The organism is Aeromonas sp. R4-3 (genome assembly GCF_040908275.1).
Lineage (GTDB): Bacteria > Pseudomonadota > Gammaproteobacteria > Enterobacterales > Aeromonadaceae > Aeromonas > Aeromonas rivipollensis.
This window is the reverse complement of record NZ_JBFODK010000015.1, coordinates 1-18,665: the sequence shown is the minus strand read 5'-3', so window position 1 is coordinate 18,665 and position 18,665 is coordinate 1. Positions and strand designations below refer to the sequence as shown.

Below are 18,665 nucleotides of genomic sequence, written 5' to 3'. Positions count from 1 at the left end.
CCAGACCTGCTCTTCGCATCGTGGATCTCCGCAAGATTGCAGTTGAGTTTAAGTAACATGGGTGGAAATTAACTTGGCTTCGAAGTTTCAAAACAGATTAGTGGGGACCGTCATCTTGGTCGCCCTGGTTGTCATCTTTCTGCCGGACCTGATGGACGGCAACAAGCTGGAGCAGAAGGAAGAGGCGTTTGCCAAGATCCCGCTGCGCCCTGAGCTTGAGCCAGCCAAGCCCGCCTTGCAGGTTTCTGCCGCCAGCACCCTGCCGGCCGATCACCTGGCGAGCCAGCAGCAGGCCTCTGCCGCCACCCAGTGGCAGGTAGAAGAGATTGGGGATACGGTGACCCTGGCCGCCAATCAGGCCACTACTGCCGCCCAGGCACAGCCAGCGACCCAGGTTGCGGCCAAGCCTGAGCCCAAACCCGTGCCCAAGCCCGAGGTGGTGGCCAAGAAACCGGTGGAGCAACCCAAGCCCAAGCCGGTGCCCCCCAAGCCGGTCGAGGTGAAGAAGCCGGTGGAGAGCAAGCCGCAGGTGGGTCAGATCAAGTCCATGGACGATCTCATCGCGAGCAAGATGACGACCCAGGCGGCGACCCCGGCACCCGCGGCGGCAGCCCCGGCCCAGGGCAGCTGGATCCTGCAGCTCGGTGCCTTCAAGAATGCTGACAGCGTCAATGCCCTGGTGGGCAAGCTGAGGGCGGCCGGCTACTCGGCCCAGACCTCGCCGAGAACCCCGGTGCAGGGGCAGATCAACAGGGTCTTTATCGGGCCGGATGTCTCCAAGGCCAAGCTGCAGGGCATGCAGAGCCGGATAAGCCAGATGACGGGGCTGAGCGGCTCAGTGGTGGCCTACAACCCCTGATGCGAGTTTGACGAACGCCGAACAGAAAAATACCGCGCCTCATTTCACAGATGGGCGCGGTATTTTTTTGGCGCCCGTTCAGGGTCTCTCGTGGCGAGAGGCCGGGCGGGTTTTTAGATGCACTTCACCGGCTTGGGCAGGCCGGCAATCTTGGTGGCCTGCTTGGCAGGCCCCTCGGGGAACAGCTTGTAGAGATAGCGGCTGTTGCCCTTCTCGGGGCCGTACTGCTTCTCCATCGCCTTGACCAGGGCGCGGATGGCGGGGGAGGTGTTGAACTCCAGATAGAAGGCCCGCACGAAGCGCACCACTTCCCAGTGCGGCTCCTCCAGCACTATGCCCTCCTGCTCGGCCAATACCAGCGCCAGCGCCTCGCTCCACTCTTCGCTGTGGCGCAGATAGCCCTTGGCATCGGTCTCGATGAGTTGGCCGTTGAAATGCAGCTGATGGTGTTCGGACGGGTGCTCGGACATGGAGGCTCCTCGGGCTGTCGGGATTGGGCGGGCATGGTAGCGCCTTGATCTTCGGCGAGCAACCGGCCAAGGCGCGCCAAGGCACAGAATTCACCAGGCGGGGCCGTCGCCCCGCCTGGTGAGCGCTATCTGGACTGCTGTCTTCCTTCACCCCTCAGGCGTTGCCTTGCCGGGTGAGCAGTTGGCCGTCGTTGGCCAGCATCAGCAGTTCATCCGCCAGCTGGCTGATGAGATTGAGCTGCTGGGTCAGCATCAGCTGCTCCTCGCTGCTGTCCGGGGCTATGGCCGGACATGATCCTTCGAGCTGGGCCGGCATCTCCCCCGCCAGATGGCCGGCGGCCCGCTCCAGGGTATGGCTGATGTGTCGGCTGATCTCGTCGAGCTCGGGGATGGGCTCGAGTTTGTCGCGATGGGCCCCGAGGGCCGAGATGTAGGAGAGCAGGGCGTGGTTGCGCCAGGTGAGGGTGAAGCAGAGATCGAGGAAGCGGCGGCGCTTGCTCGGCTCCACCAGCATGCTCTGCCAGGCCATGGCCAGCTCGCTGTCGGCCAGGTGGGCACACTTGCGGGCCACCCGGTAGTCGAGGGACTCGTCGCGCTGGCGGTGCAGGCTGGCGAGCACAGCCGACAGGTAGCGTGCGTTGGCGGAGAGGGAGTTGGCAATCAGGGTCGGCAGCCTCTTGTATTGCCAGTCCGGCCAGAGCCAGGCCACCAGCGCATAGGAGAGCAAACAGCCGAGCAGGGTATCGAGCAGGCGTGGTCCCAGGATGGCGAAGCCGATGCCGTCCAGCAGGTTGAACGCCATCAGCACATAGAGGGTGATGAAGCAGACGGCGGCGCTGTAGTTGCTGCGCACCTGGGTGAAGAACAGGAAGGCGGCCAGCCCCATGATCCCCAGTTGCAGGTGCAGCTCGGGGAAGAGCCAGAGCACGGGTACGCCTATCAATATGCCGGCGAAGGTACCGAGCATCCGCTGCACCAGACGGCGCCGTGTGGCGCTGTAGCTCGGCTGACAGACGAACAGCACTGTCAGCAGTATCCAGTAGCCCTTGTCCAGGCTGAAGGCCTGCAAGATGCCGTAACCCACCACCAGGCCCAGCGACAGCCGCAGGGCGTGGCGAAACACCATGGAGTTCGGGGTCAGGTGCTGTTTTAGCAGGGTCAGCAGCGGCAAGGAGGCAGGCCTCGCCAGGGGCGGCAGGCTGGTGGGAGGGGAGGCGGGGTTTTGCAGCTCCTCGGCGCTGGCCAGCAGCTCGTTGATGCTGGAGAGATTGCGGCGCAGGAACTTCATCGGCGTCAGCAGAGTCTTGGGATAGTGCTGCTTGAGATGGGTGAACTCCAGCTGGTCGCCAAGGGCCTCCAGGGTCCAGTGGATGCGCTTGTGATGGGCATAGGGCTTGTGCACCAGGATGGCGTAACCGAGCCGCTGGCACGCCTCTGAGAGCTGCAGGAACACCTCCTGGAAGCCGTCCAGCACTATGCCCTGCTTGAGCTCGGCCTCCAGCTTGCTGTAGGGGTAGTGGCTGGAGGTGGCCCGCTCCTGGATCTCCAGTGCCAGCAGGTAGAGCCGCAGCAGGCCGGCGAGCTCGGGCGCCGCCTGATGGCGGGTACTGAGGCGGGCGTTGAGCGCCGTCTTGGTCAGGTTGAGGGCATTGACCAGGTTGATGTTGAGCTGGGCCAGGTTGTGGCGAATGGCCTGGGCGCCGTGCTCGTCCGCCGGGAAGAAGCGGGATTTTTCCAGCAGGTAGCGGCCGAGGGCGAAATAGCTCTGGGCGAGCTGCTCGTGCAGTGTCTTGTAGGGCAGCAGCCAGAGCCAGACCAGCGACACCAGGCCGTACCAGAGGGCGCCGGCACCGAGCGCCAGCGGCTGGTAGAAGAGATCCGGCGCCTTGGCGGCCCCCAGCATGGTGTAGATGGCGATAAGCAGGGAGCCGAAGCTGATGGTGGCGTAGCGCTGCCCCAGCGCCCCCACCATCACGAAGATGAAGGTGGAACCCGCCAGCCCAAGGGCAAACAGCCAGGGGGTGGGGAAGAGGTACTGCACGCACAGGGAGGCAAACAGGAAACAGACCAGCGTCATGGCGAGGTTCTTGACCCGGCCCCACAGGCTGTCATCTGTCTCTGCGATGGCCCCTGCCACTACCCCGAGGGAGAGCAGCACGGTGAGCTGGATGTCCCCTGTGACCAGGGCGAAGGCGAGCAGCCCCAGGATGGCCAGCAGCACCTTGAGAGCGAAGTAGATGTGGCTGTCGGTCAGCAGACGGCGCAACAAACTGGAGAAATCCATGGGCATGCTAGGCACCACCCTTGAGCGAAATGAAATGGATATGGCTGTCGGTCAACCGGCGGCGCAATAAAAGGCTGGAGAAGTTCATGGGCATGCCAGGTTCACCCTTGAGCGAAGTGGAAACGATGTGGCTGTCGGTCAGCAGACGGCGCAATAAACCTGAGAAATCCATGGGCATGGGATAGACGCAACCCTTGAGCGAAACGAAAGCGACAGCATAACTCGTCGGTAACGAAGTGGCCCTGATTTGGATCAGGGCCACTTTGCTTCATATCCTTGATTTGCAACTTATCCTGACAGAAACAGGTGCCAATAAAAACCCCGCCGAAGCGGGGTTTTTCATCAGTTTCGGTTGCCGCCAAGCAGGCTCAGCAGACTCAGGAAGATGTTGTAGATGGAGACATACAGAGTCACGGTGGCGGAGATGTAGTTGGTCTCGCCGCCGCGCACTATCTGCTGGGTGGTCAGCAGTATGGCGCCAGAGGAGAACAGCATGAACATGGCAGACAGGGCCAGGCTCAGGGCGCTCATCTGCAGGAAGATGTTGGCGACCATGGCCACCAGCAGTACCCAGAAACCGACGAACAGCATGCCGCCGATGAAGGAGAGGTCACGCTTGGTGGTCAGGGCATAGGCCGACAGACCGAAGAAGGTGAGCGCCGTGCCGCCAAGGGCCGTCATCACTATCTCGCCGCCGCCATTGTTCATGTACATGTTGATGATGGGACCCAGGCTGTAGCCCATCAGGCCGGTCAGGGCGAAGGTGAACACCAGCCCCATGCCGTTGTCACGGTTCTTCTCGGTCAGGAACATCAGACCATAGACACCGACCAGGAAGATGGCCCAGTGCAGGGGCGGCATGTTCATGACGGTGGCAACCCCGGCCACCACGGCAGAGAAGCCAAGAGTGAGGGAGAGCAGCATATAGGTGTTGCGCAGCACCTTGTTGGTGTCACGCGCGGCACTCTGGGTGCCAGTGTAGATAGAACGGGTATCCATCTTGGTGTCCTCTTGATTTCCGGGGTGAGGCGGCAGATTCCGCTTCGTTAACGCATTGTATGCACTGAATGTGTGGATGACGAGCGCTGATTTCAAGCGCCCCCCCAACTGTGTCGGCCTCTACTATTCCAGAGCAAAGATGTATTGCGCATGAACAAGAGGGTGAGGCAGCGCGAGCGGCAAGGGGCGGGTGGATGTACAGACCTTGGTGCCGGTTGGCTGCGGTGGCTACTCAGTGTGTGCCCGCCCGTGCCGGGAGACCTGTCTGGGCGAATAGCCAAACAGCTTGCGAAACGCCGTGATGAAGTTCGCGACATGGCTGTAACCCGTGTGCTCGGCGGCCTCCTGCAGGGAGATGCTGCGCTCATCGAACGGGACTATGGCACCGCCTCGCCGGCCTTGCTGGTGGGCCACTCCCTCGGGGGCCTGCTGACGCTGGATGCGGTGGCCAGAGACAGCGGCCAGTTCCAGGGCTAGATCGCTATCGATGCCAGCCTGTGGTTCGATTATCCGGCCAACTACCAGCGCATCGAGCGGGCCTTGCTTGCCCCGCTCAAGCACCCCGCCTCGCTGTTTGTGGCTGTGGCCAACAACCCCTTCACGCCGGGATCTGGTCGATCCGAGTTTCACCGGGATCAGTTGCGGCAGTTTGCCCTAAGCGTGGCGGCGCACCCCGGTCACAACCTGCACATCACCAGCCGCTACTTCGAGGAAGAAGACCACCACTCTGTCTATCACCTGGCGGTCTATCAGGGGTTGCAGCAGCTGTTTCGGGGCTACCGGCCGGATCTGGCCCCGGGCCTTTTCAGACGGCAGGCTGTCATCGCCCACTACGAGGCCCTGAACCGGCGGCTTGGCAGCCAGCTTCGCCCCCAAAAGGAGAGCCTGCTGACTATCAGGGAGAAGGGCGAGCGCTGGCCCCAGATGCTGATCTCCGTGGCCGACGCCGACGCGCTGCTGGAACGCTATTACGGGCAATGAGCAGGGGATGGACAATCAATAAAGGTAATGAAGGCGGGCAGTTAAGGTGGAGAGTGGAGGCGAAGAGTGAAGGTGAAGAGTGGAGGCGGACAGCGACGCCCTGCGGGGCTGGGCCCGGCCATTTTCGGGTGGCCGTTTGCACGCAACCGGGCGCGGGATCCGGCCTTCTTGTCTTGTCGGATGGCGCTAGTACAGGCGCCGCTTCACTCATTGACCCGGCAGAGGTTGCCCGGGCTTTGCTGTGTCCGCCGCTCCCCGCATAGGCCGCCTAGTCTGCTGCTCAAACAGACCCGCAAAGGGCCTTTTTCTTGTCGGCGCCCATCACCCAGGTGCAACCGACGTATATATGCAGAGCGATGAGGGTCCTGATCTCTCACGCCCAAGCCTCGTTTGATCGCCCAATCTCGCCTCACCGCTCCCCCAGTGGATGTCGCCTGAAGCCGTTTTTAGTACGAGCCGCTGTATGGCGTCATGCAAGGAAGAAACTCGCCAGCCGGCCCCTGATATGGATGACAAGAACAGCTGCAAGCGATGGAGAAAGGAAAATGGGCGGTGGTGCAGGTTATTGAGTCTGTCGAATTAAGGCCTCAAATGTCCCCTCATTCTGGAGCGATATATTTTATTGGAAAAGTGTTATTTAAATGTAAATCAACAATAAACCAATCATTATATCCATGAGCCAGCTTTTGAATATCTTAATTTAAATTTCATTAAGTCAGAGTTCAGTTATTATTTATAAAAAAAAGTTTTTTTATGATCGCAAACGTTTTTTTATCGGCTGATCTCGATCGAATGTATCGAGGGATCGTTCCCATGAGCGGATTATCTGTCGCCACCGATGCCGCATTTAGATTTTAATGCTGTTTTTAATGCCGTTGTGGTTTTTTGATCTGTGTTCTTGTCTTTTAATTCATCTATTTGATGGATATTATGTGGATGTCAGAGTTTAATGCTGTTTGTGAGTCTCGATTGGAATTATTTCAATCGAGGTGAGGGCATAAATTGGAACTCTCATATTGTCACCGAATCCATGTCTTTTAAATTGTGCTCCTGGGTGCGATTTTGGCGGAGCTTACCCCCTTATTGCCGGTTTTCGGTGCGCATCCATCGATAATGGGTATGGGAATGAATCACTGTGGAACGATGGTATCTGGCCTGTCACAAGACAGGGAAACATAATGCACTCAGGGTTAAAGCATTTCTGGCACATCTGAATATTGAGGTGCTGATACCCCAGATTCGCATGCATCAGCCAAGGCTGGATCGCCCTGGTCAAATAAGGTCCGTTTGGGAGCCGTTATTTCCAGGTTATCTCTTCATTCACTTCGATCCTGAGACACACCATACATCGAAAGTGTCGGCTTGCCCTGGCTTGAGCCATCTTGTGCGGTTTGCCGGGGTGATAAATCCTCTGCACGAGGCTGTGGTCGATGAGGTCCTGCAGTTGGTGCTGACGGTAAATATGGAGGCAGGCGAGTCGATAAAGCAGCTCGTGAGCCCTGAGCATCAGGCTCAAAGCGCACCAGCCTTGACGGAGTCACAACGCAGGCAGATAAGGCGGGTGATGGCGGAAAAAAATGGGGTGACACGTTCGGCACTGTTTTATGCATTTGTCGAGGCGAGTCGATGCTGCCCCTGACAATTGAAGTTATATAGCTGATTAGGTGAGTCTGTATTTGATACCCAGAACATCAGCCATCAAGAACCTGGTAATCGAGCATATTGTGAAAAAGAGTGACGTCAAAAAACAGAAGATTTATGGTGCGTTGCTGGCGTTATGCCCTGCGGTGGAAGGAAATATCCCGCCTTATGATGACTGGCCCAAGACGCGGAAAATTGCAGATGCGTGCAATGAGACCATCTATTCAGCGAGGCTCTACTTGCTGGCACTGGCAGATGAGGGGGCAGTTTATTGTTCATATCAAAACGTGAATAACTCCCTGCGCTGGTATCCTAGATTGTGCAAGGACGAACTGCCTGATATAGAGCCTGTCATTCTAACGCCACTAGCATGATCCATATATGACAGCATCCAATATGTGGATGCCGTGATGATGTCTCTACTCTCCATTATATGTTCATTCTCCCCCCGAGAGGGAGGCTTCTTGCTGGTATTGATAACCTACTGCCGTGGCGCTGATTAATGGCGCCATGGAGCAAAATAATGATTACAGTTTAATAAAACAAGATATATCAGGGAGATATATTTTCAGGGTGACTTTTGTCAGTGACATAGACGTTTATTTACTGCTAGGTACTTGCCAGATGTATATCAATGCTCAGGATGTATTTTTCTGAGAGATAGACTTTGGCGCTTATTAATTTACACATTCATTTGAGGTTTTTATGAAAAAGTCCCTGTTGGCCATGGCCGTTGTGCTCTCCTCTGGTATGAGCCTGAATGCATTCGCTGCCGAACCGGCGACAATCGTGACCGGTGGTACCGTTTATTTCAACGGTGAGGTTGTCAATGCGGCCTGCGCGGTGAGCTCCGACTCCCTGGATCAAACTGTTTATCTGGATCAGGTACGCACTGCCGCCTTTAACGGCGCGGCGGATGCGCCTGCAAATCAACCGGAAAATTTCGAAATCAAACTGGTTGACTGCGATACGAGTGTACAGGCCACGGCCGCAGTGTCATTCACGGGCACCACAGCCCCTGGCAAGACCTCTGTGCTGGCCAACTCGGCGGGTTCTGGTGCTGCACAAGGGGTGGGTTTGGTGCTGATGGGGCCGGACAGCGAGGTGCTGGAGATCAATACCGGTGTACCCTCCAGCAAGGTGACCCTCGTAGATGGCACCACAGTCATACCATTGTCGGTCGACTATATCTCCACCAGCACTGTGGTCACACCGGGCCCCGTCAGCAGCGTGGCCAATTTCAACGTGCATTACGAGTAAGGGAATTGGCTGGGTGGCTCCTTGTCGGAGCCACCCATTCCGTTATGTCCCAACGTTAGATTGCAGGGTGTCTCGGTATCGGGGGGGCAGTCGTACAGGCACTTGCTGTCACGCAATGACACTCCTCTTTTTGTTTACCCGCGGTACTTCCGTCTTCCGAGAAGGCAATGAGGTACTGGTATCACCGGTAGCCTTCTTGATTGATGAATGCCCATAGTCGGTTGACGGTCTGGGGTCGAGAGAGCCGGCAGCAGGGGAGCCGGGTGCAGGAGTCGAGGCACCTTTTTGGTGAGTAGGGCTCTGCAATCTATTGGGTCATCGCCTTGTTATCGATCGTTTCGAAGGGGCCGTCGGTGCTAAGAGCATTGCAAGGGATGTCGCTGTCCATTCTGGTCGCCATGACGCCATTGGGTGTCGCGGCAGAGGGGGGCAAGCGAGTACGAACTGCCGGCGATGTGAACCTTGAGGGGCGCGTCGTTTATTCAACCTGTGCCATTGGCGCACCCGAAACAGCGCAGCTGATATCGTGGCAAGAGGGGCGAATCACGTCCACAGAGTGGACCGATGCCAAGTTGTTTGATATTCGGCTGAGCGAATGCACCTCTGCGGTCAGTCAGAATGTGAGTGTCCGTTTTAGCGGTGTCGAGGATGAGGGCACAGATGATGTCGGGAGATCGAATGAGGTTGAAGAGGGGGCCTGGAATTGGTCCGATGGTCGGGTGGTCATTCAGGTTGCCCATGATCCAACACTCTTGCGTTTCGTAAATGGTCCCGTATTCCGGTTCCACTCCAAATTCAAATTTTTGGTGCCCATGTCCAGTGAGTCACCGGTCAGCGTTCCAGTATATTTTTTAGTCGCCTATCCTTGAGAGGTATTTATGATAGCGCACAAAAGCATGCATTCACTTTTTATAGGGGCTGCCCTCTATTTCATCAGCACTGCCATTCATGCGGGTGGTGTGGTGCTGGGTGCCACTCGCGTTATATATCCTCAAGGCAATAAACAGGTGTCGTTGGCCGTGACCAACACCGATGAGAAGGCGCTTTTTTTGATTCAGTCCTGGTTCACGGATAGTGAGGGGAAAAAAAGCAATGACTTTGTGGTCACGCCACCATTGTTTAAATTGATGCCGAAAAAAGAGAACACCTTAAGAATTATTTATGTGGGGGCAAATCCGCTGCCCGCCGATCGTGAAAGTGTTTATTATCTCAATGCCAAGGCCATCCCTGCTGTTTCAGAGGCGGCTCAGAATAGTAATACCCTGCAAATTGCCACCCAGAGTGTCATCAAGTTGTTTTATCGACCTCAAGGGCTGGCCGTGCCACCGATAGAGGCGCCCGCCATGCTGCGTTGCAATCTGGAGGGCAGCATGCTGACGGTTCGCAACCCGTCGCCCTATTTTGTCACCATGGTCAATCTGCAGGTAGGAAAGACAAGAGTCGCCAACATGATGGTCCCACCATTGGCGACTGAGCGTGTCGACGTCGACAACTTGACGGGGGATGTGACATTTCAATCAATCAATGATTACGGTTCTCAAACCAAGCCGTCCATTTGCCCTAAATCGTAATGGATGCAAGCCATGTCGTATTCGAAGTCACTGGCCGTATTATTGGCGGGATGGGGCCTGCTCTCTGATGCTCAGGCCGATGTCCAGTTTAATCCTGCATTCTTGTCAGGTGATCCGTCCTCGGTGGCGGATCTGGCTGCATTTGAACAAAACGAACAGCTACCGGGAACCTACCGGGTCGATATATTTCTGAACGATCAGTTTGTGGATACCAGAGATGTGGTGTTCGCCGTCAGCACATCCAAAAAGGATGGCGATGGTTTGCGGCCAGTGCTCTCCGTCGATGATCTGGTTGCCTTCGGCGTCGATGCGCAAGCGCTGTCAGAGGGGCAGCCCGCCGTGGGGGAGGAGATGGCCGGGCCTGTCGATATTCGGGAGCTGATCCCCGGTGCCGATTATGTCTTCTACTTTGAGCGTTTGCGGCTCGATGTGAGTATTCCGCAGGCTGCCATGAGTCGGCGCGTGCTGGGTGAAGTCTCGGAAGAGCTGTGGGATGAAGGTATCAACGCGCTGATGCTGAACTACATGTTCAGTGGCAGCAACAGCGTCGGCAAGGAAGATATAGGTGATGACAGCTTTGTTGCACTCAACACCGGTATCAATATGGGGGCGTGGCGGTTTAGAAATTACTCGACCTGGAACAAGGGTGATGAATCGAGCGAATTGCAGAGTGTGAGCAATCATATTACGCGGGCCATCATCCCATTGAAGAGTGAACTCGTCATCGGTGATAGCAGCACCCTGTCCGACATATTTGACAGCGTGGGTTTTCGTGGCGTGCAGCTGGCATCAGATGAACAGATGTACCCCAGCAGCTTGCAGGGATATGCACCCACGGTACATGGCATTGCGAAGAGCAATGCCAGCGTCACCATCAAGCAGAATGGCTATGTGATTTACCAGACCCATGTTCCTCCGGGCCCATTTCTGATTGAGGATCTGTTTGCGACCTCGGCCAACGGCGACCTTGATGTGGAAGTGAAGGAGAATGATGGCAGCATCAGCCATTATGTTGTGCCTTTTGCATCCATTCCAACCTTGCTCCGTGAGGGTCGGGTGAAATATGACGTGACGGTAGGGAAATATCGTTCTGGCAGCGATATGCAGGAAGAGCCTGAGTTTATTCAGGGATCCCTCGCCATGGGGGTTCAGGAAACGGTGACGCTCTTTGGCGGAACACAATTATCGTCGGATTATTACTCCTTTGCGGTGGGGATTGGCAAAAACATGGGGGACTTCGGTGCCATCTCGGCCGAGTTATCCTATGCAAATACGGTACTGCCGGATGAAAGCGAGACACAAGGACAATCCTTCAGCCTGCTTTATGCCAAATCACTGGTGGACCTTGGCACTGATGTGCAGCTACTGGGGGCCCATTATTCTACGCAGGGATATTACACCTTCGCCGATAGCACCTATAAATCCATGTCTGGTGATCTGGATGACGGTAATAATGAGTCGGACGATTCTGGCCATGATGATGAGCCAGTCAGCCGCTATGACCTCAATTATGCCAAGCGCGGCAGGTTGGAGGGCAGCATATCCCAGCAGATAGGGGATGCCGAGTCGGTCTATTTGAGTGCGCGAGTGCAAAATTATTGGGAAACCGATGAAGAGGACAGATATCTGCAACTCGGTTATTCCGGTGTGTGGAAAGACATCACTTACTCACTCGCATACAGCTATAACCAGAGCGCCTTTGAACCTGAGGAAGACAAGGTCATCTCGCTGAATATTTCCCTCCCCGTCGGGCGATGGCTGGCAACCTCGGATGATTACGCCTCTGCCTACGCTGATTATGGTGTCAGCTACGATGCGGATGGACGGACGACGAACCGGATTGGCCTGAGCGGGACCGCTTTGGAAAATAAGAACCTGAATTACAGCGTTCAGCAGGGATATACCAACCAGGACGTGGGATCCAGTGGCAATGCACAGATCCAGTATCAAGGCGCCAGAGGCGATATTGAGCTCGGATATAACTACAGCGAGGACAAGCAGCAGGTGACCTATGGCGGAACTGGCGGTGTTGTGGTGCATGCGGGCGGCGTGACCTTCAGCCAGCCACTTGGCAACACCAATATTCTGGTGGCGGCACCGGGTGCCGAGGGGGTCGAGATTGAGAACACCATAGGCACTGTCACCGATACCGATGGCTATGCCGTCATCCCTTATGCCTCCAGCTATCGCCTGAACCGCGTCGCGCTGGATGTGAATTCGTTGCAGGACGACGTGGAGGTGGATGAAGCCGTCGCCATGGTGGTGCCGACCGATGGTGCCCTAGTGCGTGCAACGCTTGAGACCAGGAAAGGGATCAGAGCGCTGTTTGCGCTGACTTTCGATGACAACCCCGTCCCCTTTGGCGCGCGTGTTGTCAGCGAGCAGGAGGGTGTATCGGGCATTGTGAGTGAGGAGGGGGTGGTGTACCTGGCTGGCCTGGCTCCCACGGGATCCCTGGATATCCGATGGGGTGCCGGGCAGGATCGGCGCTGCGAGGCTGATTATTTGCTGCCGGAACCGGCGAAGCAGGCGCCCATCACCCGGTTAGCCATAGCGTGTCATCAGAATAAATAGACGCATCGTCAGTATTTCTCCTGAATGCTTGATAAATATTCCTGTTATTTAAATGAAAGGTGTGAGTAATGAGGGTGTGTCATTATTTTTCAGGTGACCAGTGGGCCTATATGGGTGGCAAGAGTGCTGTCACCGGGTTGATACGTGTGGCCATGGTTTCTGGAATATGGGGAAGCATGATGGCGAGTGTATTTCATGTATCCGCCGTCTCGGCCAAGACATATCTGGGGCCGCCCAGTGGTCAAATAACCATAACGGCACCAGAGAATAATTCCGAGGCTTATCTGGTGGCGAATGCAGGATTGACAGCCGCCAATGTCTGCCACCCAAGTGCTCCCACGGTCAAAGACAGAGAGGGGAGTTTTTTCAGCTATACCGCGGCCACGGCCCATACCGTCGAATTTAATGGAAAAGTACATACCCTCATGTCAACGGGTAATCCCTATTTCGGGGTCATAGTCCCGACCAGGGATACCTCAGCCCCAGACAGTGATGCCGTCCCCCTTGCCTGGGCGGTGACGCCCTGGTATCCGACTCCCAACGCCACGAGGGCACCTGGCACAGATGCCATTGATGCAAGATTTCGTTATGTCTTGTATGCCATGCCCGGTGAGCTGCCAGCAGGCAGTTATGTGATTCCGCAAATGGAGGCGTTTTTGGGTGTTGATTGCCGAGATGATGAAGGGAGGACATATCAGGATCGCGTCGGGCAGCGGGCCTTTACTGTCAATGTCGCCGCCCGGGGGTGCGACGTGACCTCTCCGGCGCATACCTACATCGACTTCGGCGAGCTGAGTTCCCGTGATTTCTCTGCCGTTGGCAGCACCACCAGCACTATCCCCACCATGATCAGCTTGCAGTGCGATCCCAATGTCGAGATCCACTTCACACTCTCGGATCAGACCAACCCGAGCAACAGAACCAGCATCGTAGAGCTGACTGCCGACAGTACCGCCCGTGGGTTGGGGGTTCAAGTGGTCAATCCAGGGAGCGGCAAGTCCTATTCGCTGGGGCCCGATGACGCCAGCAACCACGGCATCAATCAAGTCTGGCTGGGGCAGAGTGGTCCTCAGGGTGGCACATTCAACTTCCCCCTCGGCTTTCGCTATATCCGGACCGGAGAGATGACGGCCGGTACGGCGACGGCCCTAGTGGGTGTCACTTTATCCTATCAATGAGGCGAGCGTGATGAACAGCAAGATAGCCGCGAGCATCGGTCTTGCCCTGTGCGGCGCCGTCTTCTTCGCCGGGGCGGCGGATGTGACTATTGAGGTGCGCGCTACCCTGATCCAGCCGGGTTGCGTCATCAACAACAATGCGGCCGAAATCGTGGACTTCGGCACCTTCCCGTCCAGCAGCATCAGACTGGGGGCGCCCCCCTCTCAACCTGGTTTGATCCAGACGGTTTCTATGCCCATCAGCTGTGTGGACATGGGCACAGGAGTGACGCTGAGTGTCAACGCGGCGGCCTCTGCGGAAAACCCCGCGCTGATAGAGACCGGCAAGGCGGGGCTGGGGGTGGCTCTCTCGACCCAGAGTGACGTGGCCGACAGCGGTGACTGGATAGTGCCCAATACCGGAAAACTGTCGGTGCCTCTGCTCAATGGGGAGGGGACAGTGCTCTTCTATGCGGCCCCTGTGGGTACAGGCGCCCTGCCACAACCCGGGGTGTTCAGCGCCCAGGCCGTCTTGAATGTGGAATACCCATAACCCCGGTGGCTGCCCGGATCCGGCCAGAGGAATCCTGGCGATGGCGCGCCCTCTGATGGTCTCTGTCTGACCCCATGCCCGCGTTGGCAGCCACAGCTCGCCCTGCTCGATAGCCCGGTGAATCCGGTTCTCTCGTTTTCATGTGCCCTTGTGATGACCTGATCCCGGTGATTCTGGCTGGCCTCTGCTGGGTCGCAATAGGGCGCTTGCCCAGCCGCAAAACGACAGGGCAGGGGGGCAAGGTATACAAGTTGAACAGCTTATTAGGACATACGATGAAACAACTATTCATGTGGATATGCGCGTCCATGGCGGCCTTGTTGCTGACCGCCTGTGGCGGGGGAGATGAGGACTCGTCATCACAGCCGGAGTCCGGGAGCGGCGCGACGTCCATGGTCTCGCTGCAGGTAACCCCGCCCCAGGGACGCATACCTGTGGCGCTGGGGCTGCAATATGTGGCGCAGGCGCTGATGAGCGATGGCAAGGTGCAGGATGTGACGGCGCTCGGCGATCTTCAGTGGCGCAGCAGCGACAGCGCCATCGCGACCATCACGAGCACAGGGCTGGCGACCGGAGTGGCGCCGGGCAAGGTCACCATCACGGCGTCAGGAGTGGGGGCCAATGGCACTCCTGTCGAGGCGAGGGCGCAGCTGGAGGTCAGCAATGCCCAGGCCATAGGGTTGCAGGTGGCGCCCCCTGCCACCCTGGTGGCGGCGGGCTTGAGCAAGCGCTTTACCGCCACCCTGCAGCTCTCCGACGGTACCACCCTGGATGTGACCCCTGAGGTGAGCTGGGCCAGCGATGATGCGGGCACCGCCACAGTCGCGCAAGGGTTGGCGACCGGGATAGGGTCGGGCGTGGCCAGCCTGAGTGCGAGCGGCCTCTTCCAGGGCAAGAGCGTCAGTAGCGCAGCGCAGCTCACGGTGAGCGACGCCACAGTCACTGCCTTGCAGGTGACCCCGGCAGCGAGCACGACGGCGGTCGGCCTGGCACTGCCCCTGATCGCCACCGCAGTGCTCTCTGATGGCACCAGTCAGGTGGTGACGGACATAGTGAGCTGGAGCAGTGGTGACAGCGCCATCGCCACCGTCAGCAATGAGCAGGATCTCTGGGGGCAGGCGAAGGGGGTGAGTGCCGGCACCACGACCATCACGGCCGCTGGCACCTTCAATGGTCAGCCCATCGCTGGATCGGCGCAGTTGAAGGTGAGCGACGCCACAGTGACAGCACTGCAGCTGACCCCCCCCAGCCTGAGGGCGCCGATAGGTTTGCCCCAGCAGTACAGCGCGACCGCCATGCTGTCCGATGGCAGCAGCCAGCCTGTGCTGGATGCCAGCTGGAGCAGCAGCGATCCCGGCATGGCTACCATCAGTGCCGCCGGCCTGGCCACGGGGGCCCGGGCCGGTAGCGCCACCCTCAGCGCCAGCACCAGCGTCAACGGCCAGATCTTCAGCGGCAGCGCGCAACTGACAGTGACAGACGCCACAGTCACCGCCTTGCAGGTGACCCCGGCCAGGGGCTCGGTATCTATTGGCACTAGCCAGCGCTATGAAGCCACGGCCCTGATGTCGGACGGCACCAGTTTGCCGATGTCCGACAGCGCCAGTTGGGTGAGCGACCCCCTTGTTGCCACCCTCGATGGAAGCCATGCCACCGGGACGGGGGTGGGCACCACAGACATCAGTGCCACCGCCGTCGTCAATGGCGTGTCCGTCAGCAACAGCGCGTCCCTGACGGTGAGCGGCGCCAAGGTGACCAGCCTGGAGGTGAGCCCGGGCATCGAGACGGTGTCGACGGGCCTGAGCAAGCCGTTCACTGTGCGCGCCTGGATGTCGGATGGCTCCAGCCAGGAGCTGACCGGCAACGACAATATCAGCTGGAGCAGCGACGACAGCGGCGTCGCCACCGTCGATGGCAGCACCGGGGTGGCAACCGGGGTGGCGCAGGGCTCGGCCTACATCAGCGCGGCGGGCAGCATCAATGGCCAGTTTCTGAGTGACAGCGCCTCACTGGCGGTGGGCGACGCCGCCGTGATGGGGGTGATTGTTACACCGGATCCGGCCACTGTGCCGGTTGGGCTCAGCATGCAGCTCACCGCGACCGCCCAGCTGTCCGACAACAGCACTCAGGACATCACCAGTTCCGCCAGCTGGGGCAGCGACGCCACCGGGGTAGCCACCGTCATCGGCGGGCTGGCGACCGGGGTGAGCGTGGGGGGGGCCAATATCACGGCCACCGATAGCGCCAGCGGTCAGTCCGGCAGCGCGGCCCTGACCGTGACCGGTGCCGTCATGACAGAGCTGACCGTGACCCCGGAGAGCGCCACTGTCGCGGTGGGGCAGAGCCAGCAGTTCGACGCCACGGCAACCCTGTCCGATGGCAGCAGCCAGAATATGACCAGCTCGGTCAGCTGGAGCAGTGGCGACCTCGCCATCGCCTCCATCGGCAGCAACACTGGCCTGGCGACCGGGGTGGCGGTGGGCAACAGCACCATCACGGCGATGACGCAAGATGGCTCCGGGCTTAGCGACACGGCTGAGCTGGAGGTGGTCGCGGGTGGTTGTTCCATGGATACCCTGACCGATGGGACGGGCAAGACCTGGACCTGTCCGCTGACCCAGTCCCAGGCCGATGCCGATGGCATCCCTTATGCCGCCACGCGCACCGAGAACGGCATTGTCTATGCCCTGCTGGAGTGGCCGCAGGCGAGCGCCTACTGTACTGGCCTGGGGGATGGCTATTATCTGCCGGGACGGGATGAGCTGCTGGGTCTGTACACCGAGTTTGGTGACCTGGAAACCCATGCGGGCTGGCCGACTTACCTGTATTACTGGTCGGCCACCATGGCGCAGTATGCGGGTAGCCACCACGCCATCGATCTGAAGAATGGCCACGATGGTGGTACTTACGATGACCACAACGACCTGTATGTGACCTGTGTGAAGCTGCCTCCGACAACGGTCTCTCTGGTCGTGACGCCGGCAGATGACTCGTTTCTGATAGGGGAAACCAAGCAGTTCACCGCCATGGCCACTCTGTCCGATGGGAGCGTTGTTGATGCGAGTGCCAGCGTCGCCTGGAGCAGCGGCAACACCGCCATTGCCACCATCAATGGCGGCGGCCTGGCCACGGGGGTTGCTGGTGGTGCCACCACCATTGCTGCGACGATGCAGGATAGTTCAGGGGTCAGTGCCACTACGCAGCTTACCGTGTATTACCCCCTGCCAGCTTATGGTGCTGGCTGTGTTATAGGCATATTGGTCGACAGTTTTGGTGCCGAATGGACTTGTCCGCCGCTGCAAAGCGAGGCGGATGCCTCGGGGATCCCATATGACCAAACAGTTAAACACAATGGAAAGACCTACGTCACGATGCAATGGTCTAACGGAAACGACTATTGCACTTACCTGGGGCAAGGTTTTCGCCTGCCAACCCTGGCTGAGTATCAGGGACTCTTTGCGGAGTTCGGTAACTTGTCGATAGCTGCCGGTTGGCCGACTAGCTCCGTCCACTGGACGGGCGATTATAGCAGTGGCAGCAATCACTACGTGTTCAACACTCTGTATGGCAACCATTCTTCGGTTCCCGACGCTTATCCCCATTTTGTGTCGTGCCGGCGGGCAGCAGAGTAATTTTTGCTGGTGACCAACGCTCACCCTCAAGCGCAGGGGGCATAGCGAGGAGGGATAGCGAGTCTGGCGGCAGCCGGCGTGCGGACAGCCTGGGTATATGGGCTGTCCGCCTCGGTGCCATAACGGTGTCAGCCACAGATCCTGACAGGATGTGACAGGTAGCATCCTGCTTGTCTGCCTTTATGACGTAATGGAGTACAAAGCCCGAGTGACCCTGTCACTTGGGCTTTTTGTTGTGTCTGGATCCGTCGGTGCACCGCCCGGGGAGGCTATCGGGCAGCCATGAAGGGTGACTACACTGCCTGGGTTGGTATGAGGAGATGCACAACTTGGTGCAGATTCCGCCGCACACAGGGGAGTGGCCTATGGCTGTCATATGGAAGAGCGCGCTGTTGTCAGGGGGGGTGTTGCTGGTGGGCCTGGTGTCGGGGTGTGCCCATTTAGCGCCGGCCCCCATCAGCTATCTGAGTCAGGATCCCGCGCCGGGCAAGCTCCCTTATGGGAAGCTTGCCTATGTGGACGACGGCCAATGCCCGGATGGTCAGGTGAAGCGGCTGATCGGTGGCGATGCGAAGAAGAGCATACCGCGCCATGTAGAGTGCGTGGCGCGCCCGCAATAACGGGTGGATAAGCAGGGGAGGTCAGCCCCCAATACGAAGGTCACCATAAGAAGGCCCGGGCAAT

The 18,665-nt window shown here is 58.3% G+C and carries 17 protein-coding genes; 13 read left to right on the top strand and 4 right to left on the bottom strand.

Annotation, left to right across the window (positions count from 1 at the left end):
* Positions 1-73 precede the first annotated feature (73 nt).
* Positions 74-859, top strand: a complete 786-nt coding sequence (dedD, locus tag AB5Y91_RS02875) for a cell division protein DedD (RefSeq protein ID WP_111911544.1) — start codon at positions 74-76, stop codon at positions 857-859.
* A 113-nt stretch (positions 860-972) separates the two neighbouring features.
* Here dedD and AB5Y91_RS02870 read toward each other — a convergent pair whose 3' ends face one another.
* The 4 genes from AB5Y91_RS02870 to AB5Y91_RS02855 all read right to left on the bottom strand — a co-directional run bounded on the left by AB5Y91_RS02870 (position 973) and on the right by AB5Y91_RS02855 (position 4,612).
* Positions 973-1,329, bottom strand: coding sequence for a TusE/DsrC/DsvC family sulfur relay protein (locus AB5Y91_RS02870; RefSeq protein WP_043132186.1), 357 nt, complete (start codon positions 1,327-1,329; stop codon positions 973-975).
* A gap of 154 nt (positions 1,330-1,483) precedes the next feature.
* Positions 1,484-3,619: a YccS family putative transporter gene (gene yccS / locus AB5Y91_RS02865; protein ID WP_368169030.1), complete on the bottom strand. Its 2,136-nt coding sequence runs from the start codon at positions 3,617-3,619 to the stop codon at positions 1,484-1,486.
* A gap of 1 nt (position 3,620) precedes the next feature.
* Entirely contained in the window at positions 3,621-3,875 is a 255-nt protein-coding gene (locus AB5Y91_RS02860) for a hypothetical protein (RefSeq protein WP_368169029.1), read from the bottom strand.
* A gap of 80 nt (positions 3,876-3,955) precedes the next feature.
* Positions 3,956-4,612 carry a Bax inhibitor-1/YccA family protein gene (locus AB5Y91_RS02855; RefSeq protein WP_163157116.1) on the bottom strand — a complete coding sequence of 219 codons (657 nt, stop codon included), beginning with the start codon at positions 4,610-4,612 and terminating at the stop codon, positions 3,956-3,958.
* Positions 4,613-4,927: 315 nt separating this feature from the next.
* Here AB5Y91_RS02855 and AB5Y91_RS02850 point away from each other — a divergent pair, with 315 nt between their 5' ends.
* The 12 genes from AB5Y91_RS02850 to AB5Y91_RS02795 all read left to right on the top strand — a co-directional run bounded on the left by AB5Y91_RS02850 (position 4,928) and on the right by AB5Y91_RS02795 (position 18,601).
* Complete coding sequence (locus AB5Y91_RS02850; RefSeq protein ID WP_368169028.1) at positions 4,928-5,089, top strand: hypothetical protein; 162 nt, start codon at positions 4,928-4,930, stop codon at positions 5,087-5,089.
* Positions 5,090-5,152: 63 nt separating this feature from the next.
* Positions 5,153-5,593, top strand: a complete 441-nt coding sequence (locus AB5Y91_RS02845) for a hypothetical protein (protein ID WP_368169027.1) — start codon at positions 5,153-5,155, stop codon at positions 5,591-5,593.
* A 1,135-nt stretch (positions 5,594-6,728) separates the two neighbouring features.
* A complete protein-coding gene (locus AB5Y91_RS02840; RefSeq protein WP_368169026.1) occupies positions 6,729-7,232 on the top strand; it encodes a transcription termination/antitermination NusG family protein in 504 nt (167 codons plus the stop codon).
* Between the two features lie 85 nt (positions 7,233-7,317).
* The gene (locus AB5Y91_RS02835; RefSeq protein WP_368169025.1) at positions 7,318-7,608 is read left to right on the top strand and encodes a FaeA/PapI family transcriptional regulator; all 291 of its coding nucleotides are present in this window, start codon (positions 7,318-7,320) and stop codon (positions 7,606-7,608) included.
* Between the two features lie 331 nt (positions 7,609-7,939).
* The gene (locus AB5Y91_RS02830; protein WP_111911536.1) at positions 7,940-8,494 is read left to right on the top strand and encodes a fimbrial protein; all 555 of its coding nucleotides are present in this window, start codon (positions 7,940-7,942) and stop codon (positions 8,492-8,494) included.
* Between the two features lie 374 nt (positions 8,495-8,868).
* On the top strand, positions 8,869-9,363 hold the full coding sequence (locus tag AB5Y91_RS02825; RefSeq protein ID WP_111911534.1) for a fimbrial protein: 495 nt from the start codon (positions 8,869-8,871) through the stop codon (positions 9,361-9,363).
* A gap of 9 nt (positions 9,364-9,372) precedes the next feature.
* The gene (locus AB5Y91_RS02820; RefSeq protein ID WP_204356796.1) at positions 9,373-10,065 is read left to right on the top strand and encodes a molecular chaperone; all 693 of its coding nucleotides are present in this window, start codon (positions 9,373-9,375) and stop codon (positions 10,063-10,065) included.
* Positions 10,066-10,077: 12 nt separating this feature from the next.
* Positions 10,078-12,639, top strand: coding sequence for a fimbrial biogenesis usher protein (locus AB5Y91_RS02815; protein ID WP_368169024.1), 2,562 nt, complete (start codon positions 10,078-10,080; stop codon positions 12,637-12,639).
* 68 nt (positions 12,640-12,707) lie between these two features.
* On the top strand, positions 12,708-13,817 hold the full coding sequence (locus tag AB5Y91_RS02810) for a fimbrial protein (protein WP_368169023.1): 1,110 nt from the start codon (positions 12,708-12,710) through the stop codon (positions 13,815-13,817).
* A gap of 10 nt (positions 13,818-13,827) precedes the next feature.
* Positions 13,828-14,349 carry a fimbrial protein gene (locus tag AB5Y91_RS02805; protein ID WP_106886499.1) on the top strand — a complete coding sequence of 174 codons (522 nt, stop codon included), beginning with the start codon at positions 13,828-13,830 and terminating at the stop codon, positions 14,347-14,349.
* Positions 14,350-14,624: 275 nt separating this feature from the next.
* Positions 14,625-17,981 (top strand): Ig-like domain-containing protein, encoded by a 3,357-nt coding sequence (locus AB5Y91_RS02800; RefSeq protein ID WP_368169022.1) that lies wholly within the window; start codon positions 14,625-14,627, stop codon positions 17,979-17,981.
* A gap of 365 nt (positions 17,982-18,346) precedes the next feature.
* A complete protein-coding gene (locus AB5Y91_RS02795; protein WP_368169021.1) occupies positions 18,347-18,601 on the top strand; it encodes a DUF6719 family protein in 255 nt (84 codons plus the stop codon).
* The last annotated feature ends 64 nt before the right edge of the window (positions 18,602-18,665 follow it).

Coding starts and splice junctions, on each gene's coding strand:
- AB5Y91_RS02820 (WP_204356796.1), top strand. CDS start 9,373: ATGATAGCGCACAAAAGCATGCATTCACTTTTTATAGGGGCTGCCCTC.
- AB5Y91_RS02855 (WP_163157116.1), bottom strand. CDS start 4,612: ATGGATACCCGTTCTATCTACACTGGCACCCAGAGTGCCGCGCGTGAC.
- AB5Y91_RS02815 (WP_368169024.1), top strand. CDS start 10,078: ATGTCGTATTCGAAGTCACTGGCCGTATTATTGGCGGGATGGGGCCTG.
- AB5Y91_RS02825 (WP_111911534.1), top strand. CDS start 8,869: ATGTCGCTGTCCATTCTGGTCGCCATGACGCCATTGGGTGTCGCGGCA.
- AB5Y91_RS02810 (WP_368169023.1), top strand. CDS start 12,708: ATGAGGGTGTGTCATTATTTTTCAGGTGACCAGTGGGCCTATATGGGT.
- AB5Y91_RS02805 (WP_106886499.1), top strand. CDS start 13,828: ATGAACAGCAAGATAGCCGCGAGCATCGGTCTTGCCCTGTGCGGCGCC.
- AB5Y91_RS02830 (WP_111911536.1), top strand. CDS start 7,940: ATGAAAAAGTCCCTGTTGGCCATGGCCGTTGTGCTCTCCTCTGGTATG.
- AB5Y91_RS02870 (WP_043132186.1), bottom strand. CDS start 1,329: ATGTCCGAGCACCCGTCCGAACACCATCAGCTGCATTTCAACGGCCAA.
- AB5Y91_RS02800 (WP_368169022.1), top strand. CDS start 14,625: ATGAAACAACTATTCATGTGGATATGCGCGTCCATGGCGGCCTTGTTG.
- AB5Y91_RS02795 (WP_368169021.1), top strand. CDS start 18,347: ATGGCTGTCATATGGAAGAGCGCGCTGTTGTCAGGGGGGGTGTTGCTG.
- yccS (WP_368169030.1), bottom strand. CDS start 3,619: ATGCCCATGGATTTCTCCAGTTTGTTGCGCCGTCTGCTGACCGACAGC.
- AB5Y91_RS02850 (WP_368169028.1), top strand. CDS start 4,928: ATGGCTGTAACCCGTGTGCTCGGCGGCCTCCTGCAGGGAGATGCTGCG.